Origin of the sequence: Rhizobium sp. G187 (assembly GCF_051549525.1) — a bacterium.
Taxonomy (GTDB): domain Bacteria; phylum Pseudomonadota; class Alphaproteobacteria; order Rhizobiales; family Rhizobiaceae; genus Allorhizobium.
In genome coordinates this window covers 263,016-285,204 of the sequence record NZ_JBPUGM010000006.1, presented here as the reverse complement: position 1 = coordinate 285,204, position 22,189 = coordinate 263,016, and the positions used below count along the sequence as shown (strand labels likewise).

Sequence of the window (22,189 nt, the reverse complement as noted above, 5' to 3'; positions counted from 1 at the left end):
CCAGCTACTGTCAGGAGGTTCGGCGCTCCGACACAGCGAAGTCGCCGGCGGGAGAAAAGTCGAGCGGGAAGGACACGGCCTCACCCGTTTCCGCGGATTTTTGCGCAGCCAGACCCATGGCGACGGCCCACCAGCCATCGTCAAGCGCGACCTCTACCGGCTGCTCACCCTGTGCCGCCTTCTGGAACCGCTGGTGCTGGTAGAAGGTCGAGCCATTGTGATCACCGGCTTCGAGCAATTGCGGATCAACAGGGATCTCCACCATTCGCGGCCCCTTCGGATCACGCGGCGAGACGATCACCTGGGCAATCGGCGGTTCACCGAGATGCTCGGGCCAGAAGCGGCCCGGCCCCGGCACGTGGCATTCAATCTTGCCCTTCGGACCAATGGCAGAAATCTCCTCCTGATAGCGCGCACCTTCGGCAAACATGCAAAGTTCGAGCATGGCGCGAGCGCCTGAGGCGAAATCGACGATCACATAGGCATTGTCCCAGATGTCGGATTTCTGGCCGCCATAGACCTCGTCGAGATGGTTCACCGACTGGCCACCCGAGGCCATGATGCGGACCGGATCGGATTTGAGAATATGCCGCATGAGATCGAAGAAGTGGCAGCATTTCTCCACCAGCGTGCCGCCGGTATTGCGGTTGAAGCGGTTCCAATCGCCAACCTTTTCCAGGAAGGGAAAGCGGTGCTCGCGGATGGTCAGCATGCGGATGCCGCCGGTGGCGTCCGCCGCCTCCTCGATCATCCGGGCGACGGGCGGCATGTAGCGATATTCCATCGCCACCCAGATCGGCGCGGGATAGGCGGCTCTGAGCGCTGCCAGGCGCGGCGCATCGACGGGATCGGTGAACAACGGCTTTTCCACCAGCACCGGCAGCGGCCGGATGGCGGCGATCTTTTCCAACTGCTCGAGATGCAGATAATTGGGGCTGGCGATCAGCAGGCAGTTGACCTCCTCGACGGCGAGCACCGCCTCGATGCTATCAACCAGTTTCGCCGAGGGGACAGCTTCAGCCGAGAGCGCCCGCATGCCGGCATCCGGCTCGAATATTGCGACCACTGCCGCATCCGGCAAAAGTGCAATGTTGCGCAGGTGCTCCTGCCCCATCATGCCGCAACCGATGATCCCGTAGTTCAGTCTTGCCACTCTATCCTCCTCAGGCATGGGCGTTGGGGGCTCGAGGCCCTTCATTTCAGGCGCGACACGTAGCGCGCGACGTCGTGGTCGAGCCAGGTGCGGGAGACTTCGGCGCGGGCGCCCTCCTGGTCCTGGCTGATGCGTTGAATATGGGTTACCGGCGCGCTTGCAGGCTGACCGAAGGCCGCCGGTGCCCAGTCAGGCACGTGGTCGAGACCGATCTGATCCTCGGCACGTGCAATCCAGAGAGACAGCTTGGTCCGATAGAAGAGGTAGAGCGATTCCGAGACGGCCTCTGGATCAATGGTCTCGATATAGGCGCCATCAAGCCAGATCTCTTCCAGTGCCGCGGGCTTGCCGGAAAGCCGGCGCAGGCGGCGGATGCGGTGCGCCTCATCGCTGGTGCCAAAAGCCGGCAGCGCTGAGGGCTTGGGGAGCCGATCGATCGAGAGGATCTCGGCTGTCGGCAATCCGCCGCCGCCGAGCAGTTCCAACCGGAACATCGCATAAACAGACTGCGGGTCTGAGAGCGCCCGGATATAGTTCCCCGAGCCCTGAACGCGCTCCAACAGGCCCCGGCGCTGCAGCTCCGCCAGCGCCTTGCGCAGGGTGCCAACGGCAATGCCCAGTTCTTCGGCCATGTCCCGCTCGGGTTTTAACTTTTCGCCATCGATCAGGCGTCCGGCGGCAATGTCGCGCACCAGCAATTCAGCGATCTGCACGTAGATGGGAAGGCTTCCGGGGGCGGCTGTCATGGATCCGGCAGAGGCTCAGCGTTGCAGTTTCGTCGCGTCGAGAAAAAATTGATACACTATTGATCTACATCAAATCGGGTGTTAGGCAAGAGGAAAGTTACTGTCTTGGAGGAGACCCGAATGACCGTCGTGCCCGTCACATCTGCCGATCTCGATGGCGCGGAAGTGTCGTGGTTTGCCGCCCTCTGCTCTGACGATTATCAGTTTCTCGGCGTGCCGGATGGCGATCTGCGTTCCAGCTTCGAACATTGCTCCGACATCGTACTGAAGGCCGAACAGCTCGGCTTCCGCAACATTCTGTGCCCGTCCTCTTACCAAGTCGGTCAGGACACATTGAGCTTCGTTGCCGGTTGTGCGCCGATCACCTCCAAGATCAACATGCTGGCCGCCATCCGCTGCGGCGAGATGCAGCCGATCATGCTGGCCCGCACGGTCGCTACCCTCGATCACATGCTCAAGGGCCGCCTGACGCTGAACGTCATCAGCTCGGACTTCCCCGGCGAAGTGGCCGACAGCGCGTTTCGCTACAAGCGCAGCCATGAGGTCGTCGAGATCCTGCGTCAGGCCTGGACGCGCGAGACGATCGATCATGAAGGCGAGGTCTACCAGTTCAAGGGTGTGTCGACCGAACCCGCCCGCCCCTATCAGCAGAATGGCGGACCGCTCCTCTATTTCGGCGGCTATTCACCGGATGCGCTCGAACTTTGCGGTGCGCAATGCGACGTCTATCTGATGTGGCCGGAAAAGAAGGACCAGCTGGCCGAGCGGATGAAGGCCGTGCATGCGAGGGCCGAGGCCCATGGCCGCACGCTGGATTACGGTCTGCGCGTCCACATGATCGTGCGCGACACCGAGAAGGAAGCCCGCGAATACGCTGACTACATTGTCTCCAAGCTCGATGACGAATATGGCAAGCTGATCCGTGAAAGAGCGCATGACTCGATCTCGCTCGGTGTCGCGCATCAGGCGCGAGCCCGCGAACTCGCCGACCAGTTCGGCTATATCGAGCCACATCTGTGGACCGGCATTGGCCGCGCCCGCTCTGGCTGTGGCGCCGCCCTGGTCGGCTCGACGGATCAGGTGCTTTCCGAACTCGAATCCTACCGCAAGATGGGCATCCGTGCCTTCATCCTGTCCGGTTATCCGCATATCGACGAGGCCGTGCATTTCGGCACGAAGGTGCTGCCGCAACTGGACACAGTCTCTCTTCCGCATATCTACGGTCGCGTGCCGTCGGAAATGCCGGCCACCCCTCTTGGAAATGGAGTTCGCCGCTGATGCAGCGCGTCAATCTTACCCCCGACCTCACCTTCAGCCGCCTCGTTTACGGCATGTGGCGCATCGGCGACGATGCCGACACCTCCCCTAAGCATGTGCAGGCCAAGATCGAGGCCTGCCTTGCCCAGGGCATCACGACCATGGACCAGGCCGATATCTATGGCGGCTATACGGCGGAAGCCGTGCTCGGCGGCGCACTCAAGGCCTCGCCCGGCCTGCGTGACAAGCTCGAGATCGTGACAAAATGCGATATCGTCGCCCCGGCGGGCCGCCATTCGGCCGCCCGCGTCAAATACTACGACACCTCGGCAGCACACATCACCGCCTCGGTCGAAGCCTCGCTCACGGACATGGGCACTGACCATGTCGATCTGCTGCTGATCCACCGCCCCGATCCGCTGATCGATCCGGACGAGACGGGCCCGGCCCTGGACGCCCTGATCGCCTCTGGCAAGGTGCGTGCGGTCGGCGTGTCGAACTTCCGCCCTTGGGACTTCTCGCTCTTGCAGTCCTCGATGGAAAACAATCTCGTCACCAACCAGATCGAACTTAGCCTTCTGGCCACCGACGCCTTCGTTAACGGCGACCTCGCCTATCTCCAGGAGCGCATGGTGCCGCCGATGGCCTGGTCACCGCTGGGTGGCGGTCGTCTGTTCGACGGGTCAAAGCCGGAGCTTCTCGCCGCGCTGAAGCGGATCGGTTCTGAGCAGGGCGTGGATGAGACCGCCGTCGCCGTTGCCTGGCTGCTCCGGCATCCCGCGGCCATCCTGCCCGTCATGGGCACCAATGCGCTGGAGCGGATTGCCAAGATCGCCGATGCCTTGACGGTCGAAATCGATCGCCAGACCTGGTTCGAGCTCTATACGCTGGCGATCGGACGGGAGGTCGCCTGATGATGGCTGCCGACGTTACGCGACACAGCACCGAGGCAGTCTTCACCCCCGAGGCGGAGAACCATCGCGCCTATCGCAATGCGCTCGGCAGCTTTACCACGGGGGTAACGGTGGTCACGGCGATGAGTGCCGACGGGCCAATCGGCATGACCGTCAACAGCTTTGCCTCGGTCTCGCTCGATCCGCCGCTGGTGCTCTGGTCGCCGGCCAAGAGCTCGTCCAGACACGCAGCCTTTTCGGGCGCGCACCACTACGCCATCCATGTGCTCGGCGCCGATCAGGATCACCTGAGTTCAGCCTTCACGCGGGGGGGCGCGGGCTTTGACGGACTGGAGGTGGAAATCAATCCGGAGGGCGTCCCGGTTTTGCCCGGCACGCTTGCGCGGTTCGAATGCGTGCAGCAGGCGCTGCATGATGCCGGTGATCACACGATCATCATCGGCAAGGTGTTAAGGGTTGCACATCGGCAGGGAGAACCGCTGTGCTTCTCGGGAGGACGTTTCGGCCGCTTCGCGGTCTGAACGGTCATATTGGGAGGAGATCGTCGGTGCATTTCACAATGCAGCGGGCGGACGATCGAAGATGTTCGGTAAAAACGGGCTCGGTGGAGAAATTTGCTCCGATCGGGCTTCAAACTGGAACAACCGTCTTTGCGTCGCAAAGACTTGTCTTCGATAGTCGCCCGCAATTGACCGATGATAAGTGACGGGTGGAGACATGAATTCAATCGCATACCTGACCCATCAATTCGGCCGGCTGAATGCCGCCCTTTTGACGGTCGGGCTCTGGCTCGGTGCCGGTGCCCTCGGCATCATGCTGTTCTTCATGCTGATGCAGGTCTTCTTCCGCTACTTCCTCGGCAATGCACTGGCCTGGAGCGAGGAAGCCTCGCGCTTCCTGATGCTGTGGATGACCGGTCTTATGGTGCCGACCGCCTTCCGTCAGGGTGGCTTCGTTGCCATCGGCATGATTGTCGACCACCTGCCCCGCCTCCTCGCCAACGTCATCGCCCTTGCTTTCCTCCTGCTCAGTGCTGTCCTGCTGTTCGTCGGCATGCGCATCGGCTGGTCGGAAGTGACCGGCATTGGCGGCCGCTTTGCCATGTCGGCCATCGCCATTCCGACGTCCCTTGACCTGTCCACCTGGATGAAAATTCCGCGTGGCTGGATGATGGCCTCGCTTGCCACCGGCATCACGCTGATGTTCGTCGTCAATATCGAACTCATCCTTCGCGCCATCGTCAATCTTTTCGGGGAACGGCTGGCGCCGATCCCGATCGCCGGGCAGTTGGGAGCCGAATGATGCTGAGCCTGTTCCTCCCCCTCTTCGTTGCGTTCCTGCTCTTCGGCCTGCCAATCGTCTTCGGCCTGATCGCGGCCCCCGCCATCCTGCTCTGGATGAACGGCCAGGAGCGCGACATCGTGCTGCTCTACCGCAACATCTATGCCGGGATGGACAGCTTCCCGCTGATGGCCATTCCCTTCTTCATGCTGACCGGCGAGCTGATGAACCGCGCCGGCATCACGCTTCGGATCGTCCACTTCGCCCAGGCCATGGTCGGCCACATGCGCGGCGGTCTTGCCCAGGTCAACGTCGTCGACTCCATGATGTTTGCCGGCATTTCCGGTTCTGCCGTCGCCGACGTCTCGGCGCTTGGCGCCATGCTGATCCCGGCCATGGAGAAGGAGGGCTATACACGCCGCTTCGCCGCGGGCATTACCGCCGCCTCTGCCATCATCGGGCCGATCATCCCGCCCTCGGGCATCATGATCATCTATGCCTATGTCATGGGCGAGAGCGTCGCGGCCCTCTTCCTCGCCGGCATCGTGCCGGGCATCCTGATCGGCATCAGCCTGATGGTGATGATCCGCCTCATGGCCGATCACTACGATCTTCCGGCGGCCACCAAACGCGCTTCCTGGCGCGAGCGCGGCCGGGCCATGATCGGTGCCTTCTGGCCGTTGCTCACACCCGTCATCATCATGGGTGGCATTCTGGGCGGCGTCTTCACCCCGACGGAAGCCGCAGCGATTGCCGCCGGCTATGCCTTCTTCCTCGGCCTGTTCGTCATCGGCACGCTTGAATACCGCGACATTCCCGGCATCCTGATGCGGGCCGCCATGACCTCCGCCGTCGTGCTGCTGCTGATTGGCGCCGCGATGGCCTTCAAGACCGTAGCTTCATTGGCTCACACGCCTGAAATGCTGGCCGACATTTTCCTAAGCCTCAGCGACAATCCGCTGGTTCTGCTCTTGCTCGTCAACATTCTGCTGTTTGTCGTCGGCATGTTCCTCGATGCCGGGCCGGCGATCATCGTGCTTGGGCCGATCCTCGGGCCGATCTTCACCCAGCTCGGCGTGGACCCGGTGCATTTCGCGATCATCATGGTGGTTAACCTGACGGTCGGCCTGCTGACGCCACCCATGGGCCTCGTGCTCTTCGTCACGTCCTCGGTCTCCGGACTGAAGGTCGAGACCGTCGCCCGGGCCGTCATGCCATTCCTCTTGGCGGAGATCGTGGTGATCTTTCTGATCACCTATTTCCCCGCCTTGACACTCACCGTCCCGCGCCTTGCGGGCTTTGTCGACTAACTTTTAAAACGGGAGGTAACGATATGCTCAAGTCCATGTTCAAGACCCTGCTGCTTGCCAGCGCGCTGACGATTACCGGCGTGGCCCAGGCCGCAGACATCACGCTGCGTGCCACGGCCAATTCCAACGAGAATGACGAGGACTATGACGGCCTCGTCGTCTTCAAGAACTACATCGAAAACGCCTCGAACGGCGCGATCGCCGTCGAGATCTTCATGGGTACGCAGCTTTGCGCCACCGGTGAGGAATGCCTGCAGGGCATCGCCGACGGATCGCTTGACGTCTATATCTCGACATCGGGCGGTGCTGCCGGCCTCTTCCCGTACATCCAGGTGCTCGACCTGCCCTATCTGATGAGCGACGACCGCGTGGCGGAAGCCGTGCTCACCGGCGACTTCCCGCGCAAGCTGCGTGAGCGTGCGCTTGCCGACAGCGACAACAAGATTCGCCTGATGACAATCGGCAATACCGGCGGCTGGCGCAATTATGCCAACACCAAGAAGACGGTGAAGACGCCCGAGGACCTCAAGGGTCTGAAGATGCGCACCGTTCCGGCCGACCTGCCGCAGCAGGCTGCGACCGCCGTGGGCGCTGCCCCCACCCCGATCCCGTGGCCGGAACTCTTCACCTCGCTGCAGACAGGCGTTGTCGAAGGCACCGCAAACGGCATCACCGACATCATGTCGATGAAGTTCCCGGATGCCGGCCTCAAATACCTGACGCTTGATGGCCACAGCTATATGGGCGCCTTCTGGTGGATGTCGAACGACCGCTTCACCAGCCTGACGCCGGAGCAGAAGCAGATCGTCGTCGACGGCTTTGCCGCCCTGCAGCAGGCGACCTTTGCCTCGCCGAAGCGCAAGGAAATCGCCGCCTATCAGGACTTCGCCAAGGCTGGCGGTGAGATCTACGTTCCGACGCCGCAGGAGAAGGAAGCCTTCAAGGGCGCAGTTGCCCCGGTCTTCGACTGGTTCAAGGGCAATGTGACCGGTGGTGCCGAGGTGTTCGACCAGTTCACGGCAGCTGTCGCCGAGGCGCAGAAAAAGGTCGATGCCGAGCGCGCTGCCGAGCTCAACTGACCGCATGTTCGGGATGCGCGGGCCACCCGCGCATCCTCTCTTTCGTCGCAGATCCCGACGCGACTGCTGAGCGCCGCCGCGCCCCTTTCACAGGTGTTCCATGTCCATGCCTTCCCCCACCCCGCCGCAGTCGTGGCGGGACAGGTCCTTTGCGTCTTTCGCAGATGGCTGGCGCCGCCGTTTTCCCGGCGCTTCGGTGACGATCCTGATCGCGCTCGCTTCGGCTTTCCTGTCGGAGCACTACGGCGCGCCAGCCATGCTGCTTGCGATCCTGATCGGGCTCGCCCTGCATTTTCTCGCCGAAGATCCGAAGACGGCTGAAGGGCTCGACTTTGCCTCCCGCGCCGTGTTGCGGCTGGGCATTGCGCTTCTCGGGCTCCGCGTGAGTGTCGCCATGTTTGCCGAGCTTGGCGCCGCGGTGATCATGATGATCGTCGCCTCGGTGGTGCTGACCATCCTCTTCGGCCTCCTGGCCTCGAAGCTCTCAGGCCAGGGCGGCGGCTTCGGTTTCTTGACCGGCGGTGCCGTTGCCATCTGCGGCGCTTCGGCCGCCATGGCGATTTCGGCTGCACTCGGCGGCGCGCGTGACAAGGAGGCCGATCAGCAGATGGTCTTTGCCGTCATTGGCGTCACCATGCTCTCGACGCTCGCCATGATCTTCTATCCCATCCTCGCCAGTCAGGCCGGTCTTGATGACCATGCCACCGGCATCTTCCTCGGCGCCACCATCCATGATGTGGCCCAGGTCGCAGGGGCAGGCTTTTCCGTCTCCGTCCCGGCCGGCGAGACCGCCGTCTTCGTCAAGCTGATCCGGGTCACCATGCTGGCCCCGGTGGTGCTCGTCGCAGCCCTTGCCTTTCGCCGGGGCATTTCCGATCCGCAGATGCGTAGGCCGCCGCTGTTGCCCGGCTTTGTGGTCGCGTTTCTGGTTCTCGCCACACTCAATTCGCTTCTGACCATTCCGCCGATCATTGGCGAGGTTGCCGGTTCCGTCTCGCGATGGGCATTGCTGGTCGCGATTGCTGCCGTTGGGGTCAAGACCTCGCTGCCGGATGTCTTCCGCATCGGCGGGCGCGCCATTGTTCTCCTCATCTCGGAGACGGTCTTCCTCGCTCTTCTCGTGCTGGTCACGCTTCTGGTCCTGAAGCTCTGATCAGCGCAGGAAAGCGCGAAAGCGCCGCAGCGAAAGGACGAAGAAGACGGCGGCAATCGCCGCCAGAGCCAGGATCTGCGGCCAGACCACGTCGAGACCGGCATTCCGGAACAGGACTGCCTGAGCCATGATGACGAAATGCGTGTTGGGGGCCGCCGACATGATCCACTGGATCACATCCGGCATGCTTTCACGCGGTGTCATGCCACCCGAGAGGATCTGGAGGGGCAGAAGCACCAGCATCAGCAGCAGACCGAATTGCGGCATTGAGCCCGCGACCGTGGCAAGGAAGATGCCCATGCAGGTCGCGGCGACCAATTGCAGTGCTGCGCCGAGAAGAAACAGCACCATCGAACCCTGAAGCGGTACATCAAGCGCGCCCTGCACCACGACAAACAGCGAATACATGGTCGCCAGCAGCACGACCAGACCCATGGACCAGACCTTGCCGAGCATGATTTCCGTCGGGGTGACCGGCATGACCAGCAGATGCTCGATCGTGCCATGTTCCCGCTCCCGGATGAGGGCAGCCCCCGTCAGGATGATCGAGAGCATGGTGACGGTCGAGATCACCTCGTTGATTGCGCCGAACCAGGCCTGCGACAGTTCCGGATTGAAACGCGCCCTGAGCGATAGCTGCACCGGGGCTGGCGCCAAACGCTCGCCGCGATCGACGAAGGCGTCGATTTCACCTTTGACGATCTCCTGAATGTACCGGCCACCGGAGAAAGCTTGCGTCATGCGCGTGGCGTCGACGTTGAGCTGGATCGCTGGCGCCTTGCCGGCCAGGAGGTCGCGCTGGAAATTGGGCGGGATGTCGAGAACGAATGTGTCGAGGCCAGCATTCATGCGTTGATCCATCACGCTGGGATCAATCAGTTTCGGGGTCAGGAAATGCGGCGGATAGAACGCATCCACGATACGGGCCGACAGCGGCGAGCGATCCTCATCGACGATGGAGATCGCCGCCTTGTTCAGGCTCTCCGGGGCCGCGGTTGCGGCGGTGTAGATGTTCAGCGTGAAGGCATAGACGATCAGCAACAACAGGGCGGGGTCGCGCGCCAGCCCGCGCAACTCTTTGATGCCGAGATTGAGAATATTGGCGAGCTTCATCGTCAGTCCGCCTGTTTCTTGAGGAGAAGCGCCCCTGTCATCAGAAGCGCCGGGCCGGTTGCGCTGAGGATCAGCAGTTCCGTGCCAAGATCCGAGAAGGCGAGCGCCTTGGAAAAGACGCCGCGGGAAATCGTGACAAAGTGGCTCGCCGGAAAGACGGCACCAATCATAGCGCCTGCGCCCTGCAAGGCCGAGACCGGATCGAGCATGCCGGAAAACTGCACCGAGGGGATGATCGTGGCGAGTGTCGTTGCAAAGATTGCAGCGATCTGGCTGCGCATGAAGGTCGACAGGAGCAGGCCGAGCGCGGTGGATGCGAAGACGTAGAAAAAGGCCCCGAGCGTCAGCGCCGGGATGCTTCCCGTCAGTGGCACCTGAAAACCGAAGAGGGCAAAACCTGTCAGGATCAGGAAATTGAGCATGGCAATTCCGAGATAGGGCAATTGTTTGCCGAGCAGGAATTCCAGCCGCGTCACCGGCGTGACATAGAAATTGATGATCGAGCCCAGTTCCTTTTCGCGAACGACACTCAGAACCGACAGCATGGCCGGGATCAACATCAGGAGAAGCGGAATGACCGCAGGCACCATGGAGACAAGGCTCGAGAGATCGGGGTTGTAGCGATAGCGTAGCTCAAGGCCGAACCGCCCGGTCACGGCCGCATCGCCATAGGCTTCTCTGATCTTGCGGGCGAGCCAGGTCGCGTGCATGCCCTGCACATAGCCGGAGACCGTCTCTGCTCGCGACGGCATTGCCCCGTCGATCCAGGCACCGACTTCGACCGTCGTGTCGCCACGGGCGATGTCCCGACCAAACCCCGCCGGGATTTCGATCGCCAGATTGATCTCGCCGGCACGCATGCGCGCATCCAGTTCGGCGTGATCGCGGATCGGCGGACGCTCGATGAAGTAGCGCGAACCAGCGATTTCCTGAACGTAATCGCGGCTGGTCACCGTGTCGTCCCGGTCCAGCACGGCAAAGGTCAGGTCCTGAACGTCGAGATTGATTCCGTAACCGATGACGAACATCAGGATCAGGCTGCCGATCAGCGCAAGCGTCGCACGGATCGGGTCACGGCGAAGCTCCAGTGCTTCCCGCCCGCTATAGGCGAGGAGACGCCGCAGGTCGATGACGCGGTGCGCATTGCCGGGCACTGTGTTTGTCAGAGACGGCGCCTGCGCTGCCGGCACGGCGGCGGGCCCGGGTTTGTCGCCGCCCTCCCCGATCGCCTCTTCCAGATAGCTGATGAAGGCTTCGTCGAGACTGTCGGATTGGCGGCTCTCAATGATCCCCTGCGGTGTGTCGGTAACCAGCACCCGGCCGGCATGCATCAGCGAAATGCGGTCGCAGAGCATGGCCTCGTTCATGAAATGGGTCGATACGAAAATAGTCACGCCATCGCCACGCGACAGGTCGGAAAGGATCTGCCAGAAGGCGTCTCGCGCCACGGGATCGACACCCGATGTCGGCTCGTCGAGGATCAGGATATCGGGGCCGTGGATCATCGCAACGGCCAGCGACAGCCGCTGGCGCATGCCAAGTGGCAATGCCTCAGGCCATTCGTCGAGCACGGCCTCCAGCCCGAAACGGCCGGCCATGTCAGCCAGTCGTGGTCCGATCCCCGCTTCGTCCATGCCGAACAGGCGGCCGTGCAGTTCCAGGTTCTGCCGCACGGTCAATTCGCCATAAAGCGAGAAGGCCTGGCTCATATAGCCCACCCGCCGCCGCATATCGATGTCGCGCGGATCAACCGCATGACCGAAGACTTCCGCACGACCTTGGCTTGCGGCAAGAAGACCTGTGAGCATCTTCATCGTCGTCGTCTTGCCGCAGCCGTTGGACCCCAGAAATCCGAAGATCTCGCCGCGCGGGATTTCGAAGCTGACGTCGTCGACCGCGGTGAATTCGCCGAAGCGCATGGTCAGGTGATCCGCACGGATCGCGATGTCAGCCTCATGCCCGTCCGCTCGCTTGGGAATGGCGACAGGCGCGTGGCGCCCGCGCTTGTCTTCCGGCAGAAGCGCGATGAAGGCAGTATCGAGCGACATGGTTCCGGTTTTCGCCATGAGCTCGGCCGGCGTCCCCGTGTCGAGGATGCGCCCGCCATCCATGGCGACCAGCCAGTCAAAGCGTGCCGCCTCCTCCATATAGGCGGTCGCCACGATCACGCTCATGCCGGGACGCGTGGCGCGGATACCCTCGATCAGCTGCCAGAACTGCCGTCGCGACAGAGGGTCGACGCCGGTGGTCGGCTCGTCGAGGATCAACAGGTCCGGATCATGGATCAGAGCGCAGCAGAGCCCGAGCTTCTGCTTCATTCCGCCCGAAAGCTTGCCGGCCGGTCGATCGGCGAAGGGCAAGAGGCCCGTGCTTTTCAAAAGCGCTGCGATCCGCGTCTCGCGCTCGATGCGGTCCTGCCCGAACAGCCGTCCGAAAAAATCGGCATTCTCGAAGACCGAAAGCGTCGGATACAGATTCTTGCCCAGCCCCTGCGGCATATAGGCGATCAGCGGGCATGTGCGGTTGCGGTGGCGTGCCGTCGCCATGTCGCCTCCGAGCACCTCGACATGACCGGACTGGATTTTGCGCGCCCCTGATATCAGCGATAACAGGCTCGACTTGCCGACCCCATCCGGCCCGATCAGGCCGACCATTTGGCCCGCCGGAATGGTCAGCGTCACGGAATCGAGGGCGCGTGTCTTGCCATAGGCGAGACTGACCCCTTCGATCCGTGCCACATCGCGCGGCTGGCTCATGTCGCTTGGCAGACCATTCATCTCATTCGACCAGCATGCCGGAGAGCGCCTCAGGCCATTCGGCCTTCGGGTCGAGTTTGACATAGGCCATGCCCGGCAGTCCGGTTTTGACCTGCGCGATGTATTTCGTCAGCAGCGCCGGCGGGATCTGCGCCTTGACCCGGAACATCAGCTTTTGCCGCTCCTCCTCGGTCTCCACCGTCTTCGGCGTGAACTGGGCGACATCGGCGACGAAGCTGATCGTGGCGGGGATCAGATAGTCAGGGGCTGCATCCAGCACCAGGCGTGCTTCCGCCCCGAGCGCCACCCGGCCGGCTTCCGATGTGGGCAAGAAAAATGCCATATGCACGTCCCCGAGGTCGACGATGTTGAGAACACGCCCCCCGGCCGCCAGCACTTCGCCTGCCTGAGCCACGCGGTATTGCACGCGCCCGTCGCGCGGTGAGCGCAGCGTGCTGTCGCGGATTTCGGCGTCTATGCTATCAATTCCGGCCTTTGCTGCATCCACCATGGCACCGGCATCGACGACCTGAGCCTTGGCAGCCCCGATTGCTGCATCCGCGGCGGCCACTTGAGCAATGGCCGCGGCCAGCGCCGCACGCGCGCCGGCCAGCGCTGCCCGATCATCGTCGACCTGCTGCTGGCTGGTCGTCCGGCTTTCCATCAACCGTTCGGCCCTGGCAAGCTTGATTTCGGCCGCGTCCAGCTCGGCCTCGCGCTGGGTGACGACCGCTTCTGCTGCACGGCGCTCTGCCCCGCGCTGCGCAACGACGCTTTCAGCGGTCCCGACACCGATGTCTGCGCGGCGTGCCTCGGCTTCCGACTGGCGTCTTTGCGCCTCCAACTGTTCGGTATCCATGACCGCCAGCACCTGGCCTGCGGAGACGAAGTCCCCTTCGTCGACCAGTATCTCCTTCAAGCGGCCGGGGGATTTCGTCGCGATTGCAATTTCCACCGCCTCGATGCGGCCATTGCCGCTGGCAATCGAGACCGGCAGGCCGTTGCCTTCAAAGCCCTTCCAGCCATAATAGGCCGCGCCGCCCGCCACCAGCACCAGGATTGCGACCACATAGGCGCTCTGCCGCTTTGCCATGCCGAATTCTCCGCCTTGACCTCATCTCCGCGAATGCGGACCGGTCGTGAGACTACGCGGCGTGGTGGTTCGATCGCTTGATGCACATCAATTCCGAAGCGGTGATCGCGCCGGAAAGCCAAACGAAAACACCGCCCCGGCAAGCCGGTGCGGTGTGTGTCTCATGCTGCGAAAAAGGCTGTCAGAAGCGACTGCCGAGAAGCCGGCGGCGCAGATCGCGAATATCGTCCCTCGGCAGGTCGCCCAGCCTGCGTTCCCAGGCCAGCGCTGTGGACACGATCACATCAAGATCGTCATTCTGCGGCTGCCAGCCGAGAACCCGTCTCGCCAGCGTCGAATCCGCCACGACAAGCGGCGCGTCGCCCGGACGGCGAGGCGCGTAGTCGACGACAAAGTTATGGTTGGTCGAACGCCGGACAGCCTCGATGATATCGAGAACCGAGTAGCCCCGCCCGTAACCACAATTGGCAACCAGTGGGCCGCCACCACGGCGCAGGTAATCCAGCGCCCTCAAATGGGCATCGACCAGATCATTGACATGGATGAAGTCGCGCACGCCCGTCCCATCGGGCGTTTCATAGTCGGTGCCGTAGACCGACATCGACGGACGCTTGCCAAGAGCGGCCTCGCAGGCGACCTTCAGAAGGTGGGTGGCGCCGGCTGCAGAATTGCCGGTGCGGCCCTTCACATCGGCACCGGCCACATTGAAGTAGCGCAGCGCGACATAGTTCAGGCCATGGGCGCGTGACGTATCGCGCAGCATCTGCTCGCTCATCAGCTTCGACTGGCCATAGGGCGTCTCTGGTCTCAGCGGCGCATCCTCGCGGATCGGCTGGGGCGTTTCCGGCAGGCCATAGACGGCAGCGGTCGACGAGAAGATCAGCTTGTCGATGCCGGCTTTTACCGCAGCGGTCAGCAGCTTGTGGGTATTGCCTGTGTTGTTCTCGTAATAGGCGAGCGGATCGGCGATCGATTCCGGCACGATGATCGAGCCGGCGAAATGGATGACCGCCTCGATCTCGTTCTCCGCAAAAATCTGCTTCAGCACGGATGGCTTGCCGATGTCGCCGAGGTAAAAGCGGGCCTCAGGCGCGACTGCCGAGCGCAGGCCCGTCGACAGTCGATCGACGACCACGACGTCCTCGCCCTGGTCGATGAGCGCCCAGACCATGTGACTGCCAATATAGCCGGCACCACCTGTCACCAAGATCGCCATGATTTTTCTTCCCGTTCTTATAGTTGGGAAGAGAAAAGCACGGCGACCTTTCCGACTGCTTATTTAAGGCACCCAAGCCTCTGATTTCGCCCAGTTTTCGGGCAAGATGCTTAAGGACCCACAAAGCCGATCCGTCGCATTTTATCGATCGGTGCCGATCGACGTCAGAGCGCCTTGATGTAGTCCACGAGCCGCGTAGCGGCATCCTCGATATGCGCCGGATTGCGCAGGAAGCACGCCCGCAAGAACGGCAGACCACCTTCACCAAAGGCCGTTCCGGGCGCCAAGCCCACGCCCGTCTTGTCGACGATATCGAGTGCGGCCTGACGGCTGTCCTTGATCCCGTCGATCTTCAGGAAGGCATACAGCGCGCCTTCCGGCTTCAGCGTCTCGACGCGGTTGGTGGCAATCAGGGCATCGCAGAGGATGTCGCGCGAGGCTGTGGCACGGGCGATATTCTCGCGCACGAAATCATCACCCTGGTCGAGCGCGACGACCGCGCCGCGCTGCATGAACTGGGCAACACCGGAGGTGGAATACTGGATCAGGTTCTCCAGCACCTGGCCGAGTTCCGGCGGAGCGACAATCCAGCCGACGCGCCAGCCGGTCATCGACCAGTTCTTCGAGAAGGAATTGGCGAAGATCACCCTGTCCCCCGCTTCCATCACATCGAGGAAGGAGGGCGCGCGCTCCGTGCCGCCGTAATAATAGAGGGCATAGATCTCGTCGGCGAGGATCCAGATGCCGTGGCGGCGCGCGATCTCGAGGATCGCCTTCAGGTCATCCTGTGACGCCGTCCAACCGGTCGGGTTCGACGGCGTGTTGATGAACAGCGCGCGCGTCTTCGGCGTGATCGCCTTTTCCAACCGGTCGAGATCGAGAACCCAGCGACCGTCGGTGAAGGAAAGCGGCACGCAGACGGATTTTGCACCGGCCAGATCGATGGCCGAGACGATGTTCGGCCAGCAGGGCGAGAGGTAGATCATTTCGTCGCCGGGAGCAGTCAGCGCCTGTACGGCAAGCGCAATCGCCTGCATGCCGGAGGCCGTGACATAGAAATGCTCCGCCGGAAGATCGACGGCAAAATGGCGATTGTAGTAGCGCGACAACGAATCGCGCAGTTCGGGAATGCCACGCTGCCAGGTGTAGAAGGTCTCGCCGCCGAGAAGGGCGTCGCTCGCTGCCTTGTTGATGAAATCAGGCGTCGGAAGGTCGCCTTCGCCTGCCCAGAGCGGCAGGAGATTGTCACGGCCACGCGCATAATTGATGATCTCGACGATACCGCTTTCGGGGGCGGCAAGGGCGCGCGGGCTCAGGTCTTTCAAAAGAGGCATCAGGGCAAAACTCCGGTCATCGATTGGGAAGTGTCTAACCGATCACCGGTGATAAATCCCATGATTTTCCTTGAGCAGCGCATCGATGCGGGTGATGGGTGACGCAGCCCTGATCAGGGGCTGCGTCGGATTGGCGGTTCAGCGCGACTTCAGGAGATCGCGGATTTCGGTCAGAAGCTGCACGTCTGCCGGCGGCGGCGCGGCATCGGTTGCCTTCTTTTCTTCCCGTTCCAGCGACCGGCGAAGCGTGTTCACGCCCTTGACCATCAGGAAGATGATCCAGGCCAGAATCAGGAAGTTGATGACCACCGTGATGAAGTTGCCATAGGCGAATACCGCGCCCTGCTCGCGCGCCGCAGCAAGCGAGGTGGCGGTGACATTGCTGCTCAGAGCCAGAAAGTAGTTGGAAAAATCGAAACCGCCGAACACCACGCCGACGATCGGCATGACGATGTCCTGCACCAGCGAATTGACGATTAGTCCAAAGGCACCGCCGATGATCACGCCCACGGCGAGATCCATGACGTTGCCGCGTGCGATGAATGTCTTGAATTCGTTTAACATGCCCCTGCTCCTATTTGCGTAGACGGCGCGGCCGCTGGGCCACGATTTATCGTTAACGAAGATTGACCTTTTCGAAAATGGTGAATCATCACCGGAACGGTGGACATGTTCGACTAAGGTCAATTTCCAAACGATTTGAAAAGCCTCAGACATGCCTTAAGGTTCCCTCGGGTGCAGGCGAGGAGGAACACGTGCTCCCAGGATGGATCATCGTTGCGACGGCACTCGGCTATCTGCTGCTGCTCTTTGCTGTGGCAAGCTATGGCGACCGACGCTCGCGCGTCAGAGGCGTGCCGGCCGGCGGACGCCCGGTGGTCTATGCGCTCAGCCTTGGCGTCTATTGCACGTCCTGGACCTATTTCGGCGGCGTGGGTCTCGCGGCCGAGCGCGGGCTCGAATACATGGCGATCTATATCGGGCCAATCTTGATGTACACGCTCGGCATGCCGCTGATGCGCCGCATCGTCGAACTCGCCAAGACCGAAAAAATCACCTCCGGGGCTGACTTCGTCGCGGCGCGCTACGGCAAGAACCCGATTGTCGGCCTGCTTGTCACGATCATCTGCCTCGTCGGGATCATTCCCTATATCGCGCTGCAGCTGAAGGCGGTGTCGAGTTCGGTCGCGACCGTGATCGATCCATCCGCCTATGGGATCGGCACCGGCAATCTCTATTTCATCGACCTGCCGCTCATCGTCGCCTTCATGCTGGCCTGTTTCGCCGTCGTGTTCGGTACGCGCCATACGGACGCGACCGAGCATCAGGACGGCCTGATCCTGGCGATCGCGATGGAATCGGTGGTCAAACTCGTCGCCTTCTGGACGCTCGGCCTCTTCGTCATCTATGCGATGTTCAACGGGCCGGCGGACCTGTGGCACAAGGCAACAAACAGCCCTGCGGTCATGGAGGTTCTCTCCTATGAAACCGCGCCGAGCCGGTGGCTGCTGCTGATCGGGCTGTCCGCCTTCGCCATCATCATGCTGCCGCGTCAGTTCCATGTGACAGTGGTCGAGAACCGCACGCCGCGAGAATTGCGCCTGGCCGGCATTCTCATGCCGATCTACCTCGTCGCCATCAACATCTTCGTCCTGCCGGCGGCCATTGCCGGCATCATGATCTTTGGCGGCACCGGAGATGCGGATCTCTACGTGCTGTCGCTGCCGCTGGCCGCTGGGTCGAGCATTGTTTCCCTCGTCACCTTCATCGGCGGTTTTTCCGCAGCGACGGCCATGGTGATCGTCGCCTCGGTGGCGCTTGCGATCATGATTTCCAATGACATGGTCCTGCCGATCTTCCTGCGGCAGCGGCTTCTCGGCCGGCCAAGCGCGCGCGAGGACTTCGCCCGAACGCTGCTGCATATCAGGCGCACGGCAATCTTCGGCGTCATGCTGCTCGGCTACATCTACTTCCGCTCGGCCGACAACACGACCGGTCTTGCCAAGATCGGGCTGTTGTCTTTCGCGGCCATCGCGCAGATCGCGCCTGCCATGCTGGGTGGCCTCATCTGGCGGCGGGCCAATGCGCGCGGGGCCATTGCAGGGCTTTGCACCGGGTTTCTCGCCTGGGCCTATCTTCTCTTCCTGCCGAGCCTTGGCGCCGAGGATCATTCCTGGATCGCGTCACGCGTTCTCGGTTTCCTGCTTCCGGGCCTGTCGATGTTCGAACAGGCCCATGCCGATCCGCTGGTCAATGCCACGCTGTTCAGCCTCCTGGTCAACACGCTTGCCTTCGTCATCGGATCGCTCAGCCGGAATCCGCGGCCGGTCGAGCGCATCCAGTCGGCGATCTTCATCAAGCGGCAGCCGCGCTCCAACTTCGCCACGCGCGGCTGGAAGACGAGTGTCGCGGTCGGAGACCTGAAGGCAGCCATCGCGCGCTATCTCGGCAATGAGCGGATGGAACGCTCTTTCCGCTCTTACGAGCAATCGGCAGGTCGCAAGCTCGCCGATGACAGCCCGGCCGATATGGCCTTCATCCACTTTTCCGAACAGCTGCTCGGCTCTGCCATCGGCTCCTCTTCGGCACGGCTGGTGCTGTCGTTGATCCTGCAAAAGGCCGAGGACCCGTCCGCCGATACCGTCTGGCTGCTCGACCAGGCCTCGGAGGCGCTGCAATACAATCAGGATATGCTGCAGACGGCGCTCTCCCAGATGGAACAGGGCATTGCCGTCTTCGACGCTTCCGACCGGCTGACGATCTGGAACCGTCGTTTCCGTATCCTTCTCGACCTGCCTGAACATGTCGGCCAGGTGGGCTTTCCGCTGGCGGACATGATCGCGATCCTCGGGCAGCGCGGCGATGTGCCGGAAGGCGGGGTATCGGCCGTCGTGCGCTCGTTCCATCAATTCGACCGGCCGTTCCAGATGGTCCTTGCCGGCGGCCAGCGGATCATCGAGGTGCGCTGCAATCTGATGCCCGACAAGGGCCTTGTCGCGACCTTCAGCGACATCACGGCCCGCGTCGAGGCAGACCTTGCGCTGAAGCAGGCAAACGAGACGCTGGAACAGCGCGTCAGCGAGCGCACGGCCGAGCTCACGCGCGTCAACCATGCTCTGGCCGAGGCCCGTGCCGCAGCCGATGAGGCGAATATCGGCAAGACGCGCTTCTTTGCCGCTGCCGGTCACGACATCCTGCAGCCGCTCAATGCCGCTCGCCTATACTCCTCGTCTTTGGTCGAGCGGATGGGCGTGTCCGACAACAGCGCACTGGTGCACAACATCGATTCCGCGCTGGAATCGGTGGAAAGCATCCTCGGCGCCGTGCTCGACATATCGCGTCTGGATACCGGCGCGATGAAGCCGCGCTTTTCGACCGTCCCGCTCGATACGCTCATGCAGCGGATCGCCACCGACTTTGCCCCCATGGCCCGCGAGAAGAAACTCAAGCTCGTGGTCATGCCCACTTCACTCTCGGTGCGTTCCGACCCGACGCTCCTGCGCCGCCTTGTCCAGAACCTCGTTTCCAACGCGATCAAGTACACGCCGGCTGGCCGTGTTGTGGTCGGCGCGCGCCGACAGGGCGACAAGGTGGTCATCCAGGTGACCGACAGCGGCATCGGCATTCCAGCGTCGAAATTCCGCACCGTGTTCAAGGAATTCGCCCGCCTTGAAGAAGGCATGCGCACCGCGTCCGGCCTCGGGCTCGGCCTCTCCATTGTCGACCGTATCGCCAAGGTCCTGCACCATCCGGTGGAACTCACCTCGAAGCCAGGCAAGGGCACGACCTTCCGGGTGGCAATGCCGCTCGATCTGGCCAAACCGTCGGCCAAGGGCGTGACACCCCTCAACGAAAGCCACCGCGTCACCCCGTCGCTCAAGGGGTTCCGCGTGCTGTGCATCGATAATGAGCCAAAGATCCTTGAAGGCATGGATCTGCTCGTCTCCGGCTGGGGCTGTGCAGTCACGCTGGCGGGATCGATCGCCGAAATGGACGAGGTCCTCGCCGGCGGGCCGGCGCCGGATCTTGTCATCGCCGACTATCATCTCGGCGATGGATCGGGCATCGGCGCCATTCTCCGGCTCAGGTCGCTGTGCAAGGCGGATATCCCGGCCCTGCTGATCACCGCCGATCGCTCGGCCGAAGTTCGCGCCGAGGCCGAACGGCACCAGATCACGCTGCAGAACAAACCGGTCAAGCCGGCGGCACTCCGCGCCTTCATCACCCAGGTGTCGTCGCAGAGGCAGGCGGCCGCCGAGTGAGCCTCACCAGCTTTTCAGCGCCCTGAGCGTCGGCGTCTTCTTGAAGACATGGTCGTTCATCCGGCCAAGCAGACGGTCAAGCAGAGCCACAGCCTCGACGACGGCGTCTCCCTTGTTGAGCATCACGCATTCGGCCCGCGCCGCCATGGCCGCATCCGTCATCTCACCGCGTGTCGGAATGCCTTCCTTGACCATGTCTTCCAGAACCTGCGTCGCCCAGATGCAAGGCACCGATGCCGCCTCGCAGATCCACAGGAGTTCTTCCTGCATCTCGGCCAGACGCTCAAACCCGATCTCGGCTGCGAGATCGCCACGGGCGATCATCACGCCGAAGCGGCCACGGCGTGACGCCCTGGCCATCAGGGCCGGAAGGTTGGTCAGCGCAAGCGGCTGCTCGATCTTGGCAATCAGCCCGAGCTGCCGGCCGTCGCGCCCGCCGCGCGCCAGCACGGCGTCAAGCAGGTCGATGTCTTCCGGTCGGCTAACGAAGGAATAGCCGATCAGATCCGCGCATTCGATGACAGTTTCGAGATCGGTCTCGTCCTTGGCCGTCAGCGGCGAGAGCCCAAGCGCCGTGTCTGGCAGGTTGATGCCCTTCTCCGCCTTGAGCTTGACGCCACCGGCCTTGGTGCGTGTCACCCGGACGATCGCCTCGCCCTCACCGACGCTTTCGACCACCGCCTCCAGCTTGCCGTCATCGTAGCGCAGCCGGTCTCCGGCACTCAGCCGTGTTACCATTTCCGGCAGTGACACGCCGGCGGAAAAGGCGATCTTGGCATCGCAGCGCGGCTCCCCCGTCGCGACAAGCCGCACGCAGTCGCCAGCCTGGAGCTTTGCCTTCTTTTCGAAACTCGCAACCGTGCCGGTGCGGATTTTCGGCCCGGCAATATCCATCATCACCTTGACCTCGCGACCCCGGGCGGCGGCAGAGGCGCGGACAAAGGCGGTCATTGCACGCCAGGCCTCCGGATCGTCATGGGCACAATTGATGCGCGCCACATCCATGCCGGCGCGAACGAGATCATCGATCAGATCAGGCCCATCGGCCGCGGTCCCCGGCAGCGTCACCATGATGCGGGTCCGGCGCTTCCCGGTATAAGGGCCGAACAGCTGTGTCGTCGCCGTCTCCAGCGCGTCTTCGCCGGCAAAGAACACCGCCTCGGCCGGAGGGCTCTGCCGCGCCCCTTCCGCGCCCGACAGGACGGCAAGGGCTGCAAGTACGGCATCGACAGTCGGCAGAACGCGGCTCTCGAGCCTTCCCATCGAGGACAGGCCGAGCGCCATCAGATGGCGCTGCAGCGGCCGGATATCGTGACGGCGCAAGGCCAGATAATGGGCGAGGTTGGCAAGTTTCGGCTCGGCATCCCGGCCGCAGGCCCAGGCGTCGCGCAGGCTCTCCGCCTCCGCCAGGATCACCTCCCGCAGAGCCGTCAGTTCGACATGCAGCGCGGCCGCGCGGCTTGTGGCATTATAACGATCCTGGCTGTTCATGACGTGCTCCACGCGCTTGATGCCAGAACCT

General features: G+C 62.6%; 17 protein-coding genes. 8 read left to right on the top strand and 9 right to left on the bottom strand.

What is annotated here, in order from left to right; all coding sequences use genetic code 11:
• Nucleotides 1-10: 10 nt before the first annotated feature.
• Nucleotides 11-1,153, bottom strand: coding sequence for a Gfo/Idh/MocA family protein (locus ACSV9I_RS18250; protein WP_438330213.1), 1,143 nt, complete (start codon nucleotides 1,151-1,153; stop codon nucleotides 11-13).
• A gap of 41 nt (nucleotides 1,154-1,194) precedes the next feature.
• Complete coding sequence (locus ACSV9I_RS18245; RefSeq protein WP_438330212.1) at nucleotides 1,195-1,899, bottom strand: GntR family transcriptional regulator; 705 nt, start codon at nucleotides 1,897-1,899, stop codon at nucleotides 1,195-1,197.
• A gap of 120 nt (nucleotides 1,900-2,019) precedes the next feature.
• Here ACSV9I_RS18245 and ACSV9I_RS18240 point away from each other — a divergent pair, with 120 nt between their 5' ends.
• From ACSV9I_RS18240 to ACSV9I_RS18210, 7 genes are all read left to right on the top strand, one after another.
• Nucleotides 2,020-3,177, top strand: a complete 1,158-nt coding sequence (locus tag ACSV9I_RS18240) for an LLM class flavin-dependent oxidoreductase (protein ID WP_438330211.1) — start codon at nucleotides 2,020-2,022, stop codon at nucleotides 3,175-3,177.
• Nucleotides 3,177-4,070 (top strand): aldo/keto reductase, encoded by an 894-nt coding sequence (locus tag ACSV9I_RS18235; protein ID WP_438330210.1) that lies wholly within the window; start codon nucleotides 3,177-3,179, stop codon nucleotides 4,068-4,070. The genes ACSV9I_RS18240 and ACSV9I_RS18235 overlap by 1 nt, the downstream gene beginning before the upstream one ends.
• Nucleotides 4,070-4,591, top strand: coding sequence for a flavin reductase family protein (locus ACSV9I_RS18230; RefSeq protein ID WP_438330209.1), 522 nt, complete (start codon nucleotides 4,070-4,072; stop codon nucleotides 4,589-4,591). Before ACSV9I_RS18235 ends, ACSV9I_RS18230 begins: the two co-directional genes overlap by 1 nt.
• 196 nt (nucleotides 4,592-4,787) lie before the next feature.
• On the top strand, nucleotides 4,788-5,372 hold the full coding sequence (locus ACSV9I_RS18225; RefSeq protein ID WP_438330208.1) for a TRAP transporter small permease: 585 nt from the start codon (nucleotides 4,788-4,790) through the stop codon (nucleotides 5,370-5,372).
• Entirely contained in the window at nucleotides 5,372-6,661 is a 1,290-nt protein-coding gene (locus tag ACSV9I_RS18220) for a TRAP transporter large permease (RefSeq protein ID WP_054159744.1), read from the top strand. The genes ACSV9I_RS18225 and ACSV9I_RS18220 overlap by 1 nt, the downstream gene beginning before the upstream one ends.
• A 23-nt stretch (nucleotides 6,662-6,684) precedes the next feature.
• Entirely contained in the window at nucleotides 6,685-7,740 is a 1,056-nt protein-coding gene (locus ACSV9I_RS18215; RefSeq protein WP_054159745.1) for a TRAP transporter substrate-binding protein, read from the top strand.
• A 106-nt stretch (nucleotides 7,741-7,846) separates the two neighbouring features.
• Nucleotides 7,847-8,893: a YeiH family protein gene (locus ACSV9I_RS18210; protein ID WP_438330207.1), complete on the top strand. Its 1,047-nt coding sequence runs from the start codon at nucleotides 7,847-7,849 to the stop codon at nucleotides 8,891-8,893.
• Here ACSV9I_RS18210 and ACSV9I_RS18205 read toward each other — a convergent pair whose 3' ends face one another.
• The 6 genes from ACSV9I_RS18205 to mscL form a co-directional block, all read right to left on the bottom strand.
• Nucleotides 8,894-10,006 (bottom strand): ABC transporter permease, encoded by a 1,113-nt coding sequence (locus ACSV9I_RS18205; RefSeq protein ID WP_438330206.1) that lies wholly within the window; start codon nucleotides 10,004-10,006, stop codon nucleotides 8,894-8,896. It lies immediately after the preceding gene.
• A 2-nt stretch (nucleotides 10,007-10,008) separates the two neighbouring features.
• Nucleotides 10,009-12,783, bottom strand: a complete 2,775-nt coding sequence (gene rbbA / locus ACSV9I_RS18200; RefSeq protein WP_438330205.1) for a ribosome-associated ATPase/putative transporter RbbA — start codon at nucleotides 12,781-12,783, stop codon at nucleotides 10,009-10,011.
• A 1-nt stretch (nucleotide 12,784) separates the two neighbouring features.
• Nucleotides 12,785-13,855 (bottom strand): HlyD family secretion protein, encoded by a 1,071-nt coding sequence (locus ACSV9I_RS18195; protein WP_438330204.1) that lies wholly within the window; start codon nucleotides 13,853-13,855, stop codon nucleotides 12,785-12,787.
• A gap of 181 nt (nucleotides 13,856-14,036) precedes the next feature.
• Complete coding sequence (gene galE / locus ACSV9I_RS18190; RefSeq protein ID WP_438330203.1) at nucleotides 14,037-15,071, bottom strand: UDP-glucose 4-epimerase GalE; 1,035 nt, start codon at nucleotides 15,069-15,071, stop codon at nucleotides 14,037-14,039.
• A gap of 164 nt (nucleotides 15,072-15,235) precedes the next feature.
• Complete coding sequence (locus tag ACSV9I_RS18185; RefSeq protein ID WP_054159751.1) at nucleotides 15,236-16,405, bottom strand: pyridoxal phosphate-dependent aminotransferase; 1,170 nt, start codon at nucleotides 16,403-16,405, stop codon at nucleotides 15,236-15,238.
• 138 nt (nucleotides 16,406-16,543) lie between these two features.
• The gene (gene mscL / locus ACSV9I_RS18180) at nucleotides 16,544-16,969 is read right to left on the bottom strand and encodes a large conductance mechanosensitive channel protein MscL (protein ID WP_054159752.1); all 426 of its coding nucleotides are present in this window, start codon (nucleotides 16,967-16,969) and stop codon (nucleotides 16,544-16,546) included.
• A gap of 191 nt (nucleotides 16,970-17,160) precedes the next feature.
• Here mscL and ACSV9I_RS18175 point away from each other — a divergent pair, with 191 nt between their 5' ends.
• The gene (locus tag ACSV9I_RS18175) at nucleotides 17,161-20,667 is read left to right on the top strand and encodes a PAS-domain containing protein (protein ID WP_438330202.1); all 3,507 of its coding nucleotides are present in this window, start codon (nucleotides 17,161-17,163) and stop codon (nucleotides 20,665-20,667) included.
• Between the two features lie 3 nt (nucleotides 20,668-20,670).
• On the opposite strand, the gene ACSV9I_RS18170 is transcribed toward ACSV9I_RS18175, so the two are convergent.
• The gene (locus tag ACSV9I_RS18170) at nucleotides 20,671-22,158 is read right to left on the bottom strand and encodes a pyruvate kinase (RefSeq protein WP_438330201.1); all 1,488 of its coding nucleotides are present in this window, start codon (nucleotides 22,156-22,158) and stop codon (nucleotides 20,671-20,673) included.
• Nucleotides 22,159-22,189 lie beyond the last annotated feature (31 nt).

What these genes read in the sequence shown, in the direction of transcription:
- ACSV9I_RS18185 (WP_054159751.1), bottom strand. Translation starts at nt 16,405, where the DNA reads ATGCCTCTTTTGAAAGACCTGAGCCCGCGCGCCCTTGCCGCCCCCGAA.
- ACSV9I_RS18230 (WP_438330209.1), top strand. Translation starts at nt 4,070, where the DNA reads ATGATGGCTGCCGACGTTACGCGACACAGCACCGAGGCAGTCTTCACC.
- ACSV9I_RS18235 (WP_438330210.1), top strand. Translation starts at nt 3,177, where the DNA reads ATGCAGCGCGTCAATCTTACCCCCGACCTCACCTTCAGCCGCCTCGTT.
- ACSV9I_RS18225 (WP_438330208.1), top strand. Translation starts at nt 4,788, where the DNA reads ATGAATTCAATCGCATACCTGACCCATCAATTCGGCCGGCTGAATGCC.
- ACSV9I_RS18245 (WP_438330212.1), bottom strand. Translation starts at nt 1,899, where the DNA reads ATGACAGCCGCCCCCGGAAGCCTTCCCATCTACGTGCAGATCGCTGAA.
- ACSV9I_RS18170 (WP_438330201.1), bottom strand. Translation starts at nt 22,158, where the DNA reads ATGAACAGCCAGGATCGTTATAATGCCACAAGCCGCGCGGCCGCGCTG.
- ACSV9I_RS18220 (WP_054159744.1), top strand. Translation starts at nt 5,372, where the DNA reads ATGCTGAGCCTGTTCCTCCCCCTCTTCGTTGCGTTCCTGCTCTTCGGC.
- ACSV9I_RS18210 (WP_438330207.1), top strand. Translation starts at nt 7,847, where the DNA reads ATGCCTTCCCCCACCCCGCCGCAGTCGTGGCGGGACAGGTCCTTTGCG.
- mscL (WP_054159752.1), bottom strand. Translation starts at nt 16,969, where the DNA reads ATGTTAAACGAATTCAAGACATTCATCGCACGCGGCAACGTCATGGAT.
- ACSV9I_RS18195 (WP_438330204.1), bottom strand. Translation starts at nt 13,855, where the DNA reads ATGGCAAAGCGGCAGAGCGCCTATGTGGTCGCAATCCTGGTGCTGGTG.
- ACSV9I_RS18205 (WP_438330206.1), bottom strand. Translation starts at nt 10,006, where the DNA reads ATGAAGCTCGCCAATATTCTCAATCTCGGCATCAAAGAGTTGCGCGGG.
- ACSV9I_RS18240 (WP_438330211.1), top strand. Translation starts at nt 2,020, where the DNA reads ATGACCGTCGTGCCCGTCACATCTGCCGATCTCGATGGCGCGGAAGTG.
- rbbA (WP_438330205.1), bottom strand. Translation starts at nt 12,783, where the DNA reads ATGAATGGTCTGCCAAGCGACATGAGCCAGCCGCGCGATGTGGCACGG.
- galE (WP_438330203.1), bottom strand. Translation starts at nt 15,071, where the DNA reads ATGGCGATCTTGGTGACAGGTGGTGCCGGCTATATTGGCAGTCACATG.
- ACSV9I_RS18215 (WP_054159745.1), top strand. Translation starts at nt 6,685, where the DNA reads ATGCTCAAGTCCATGTTCAAGACCCTGCTGCTTGCCAGCGCGCTGACG.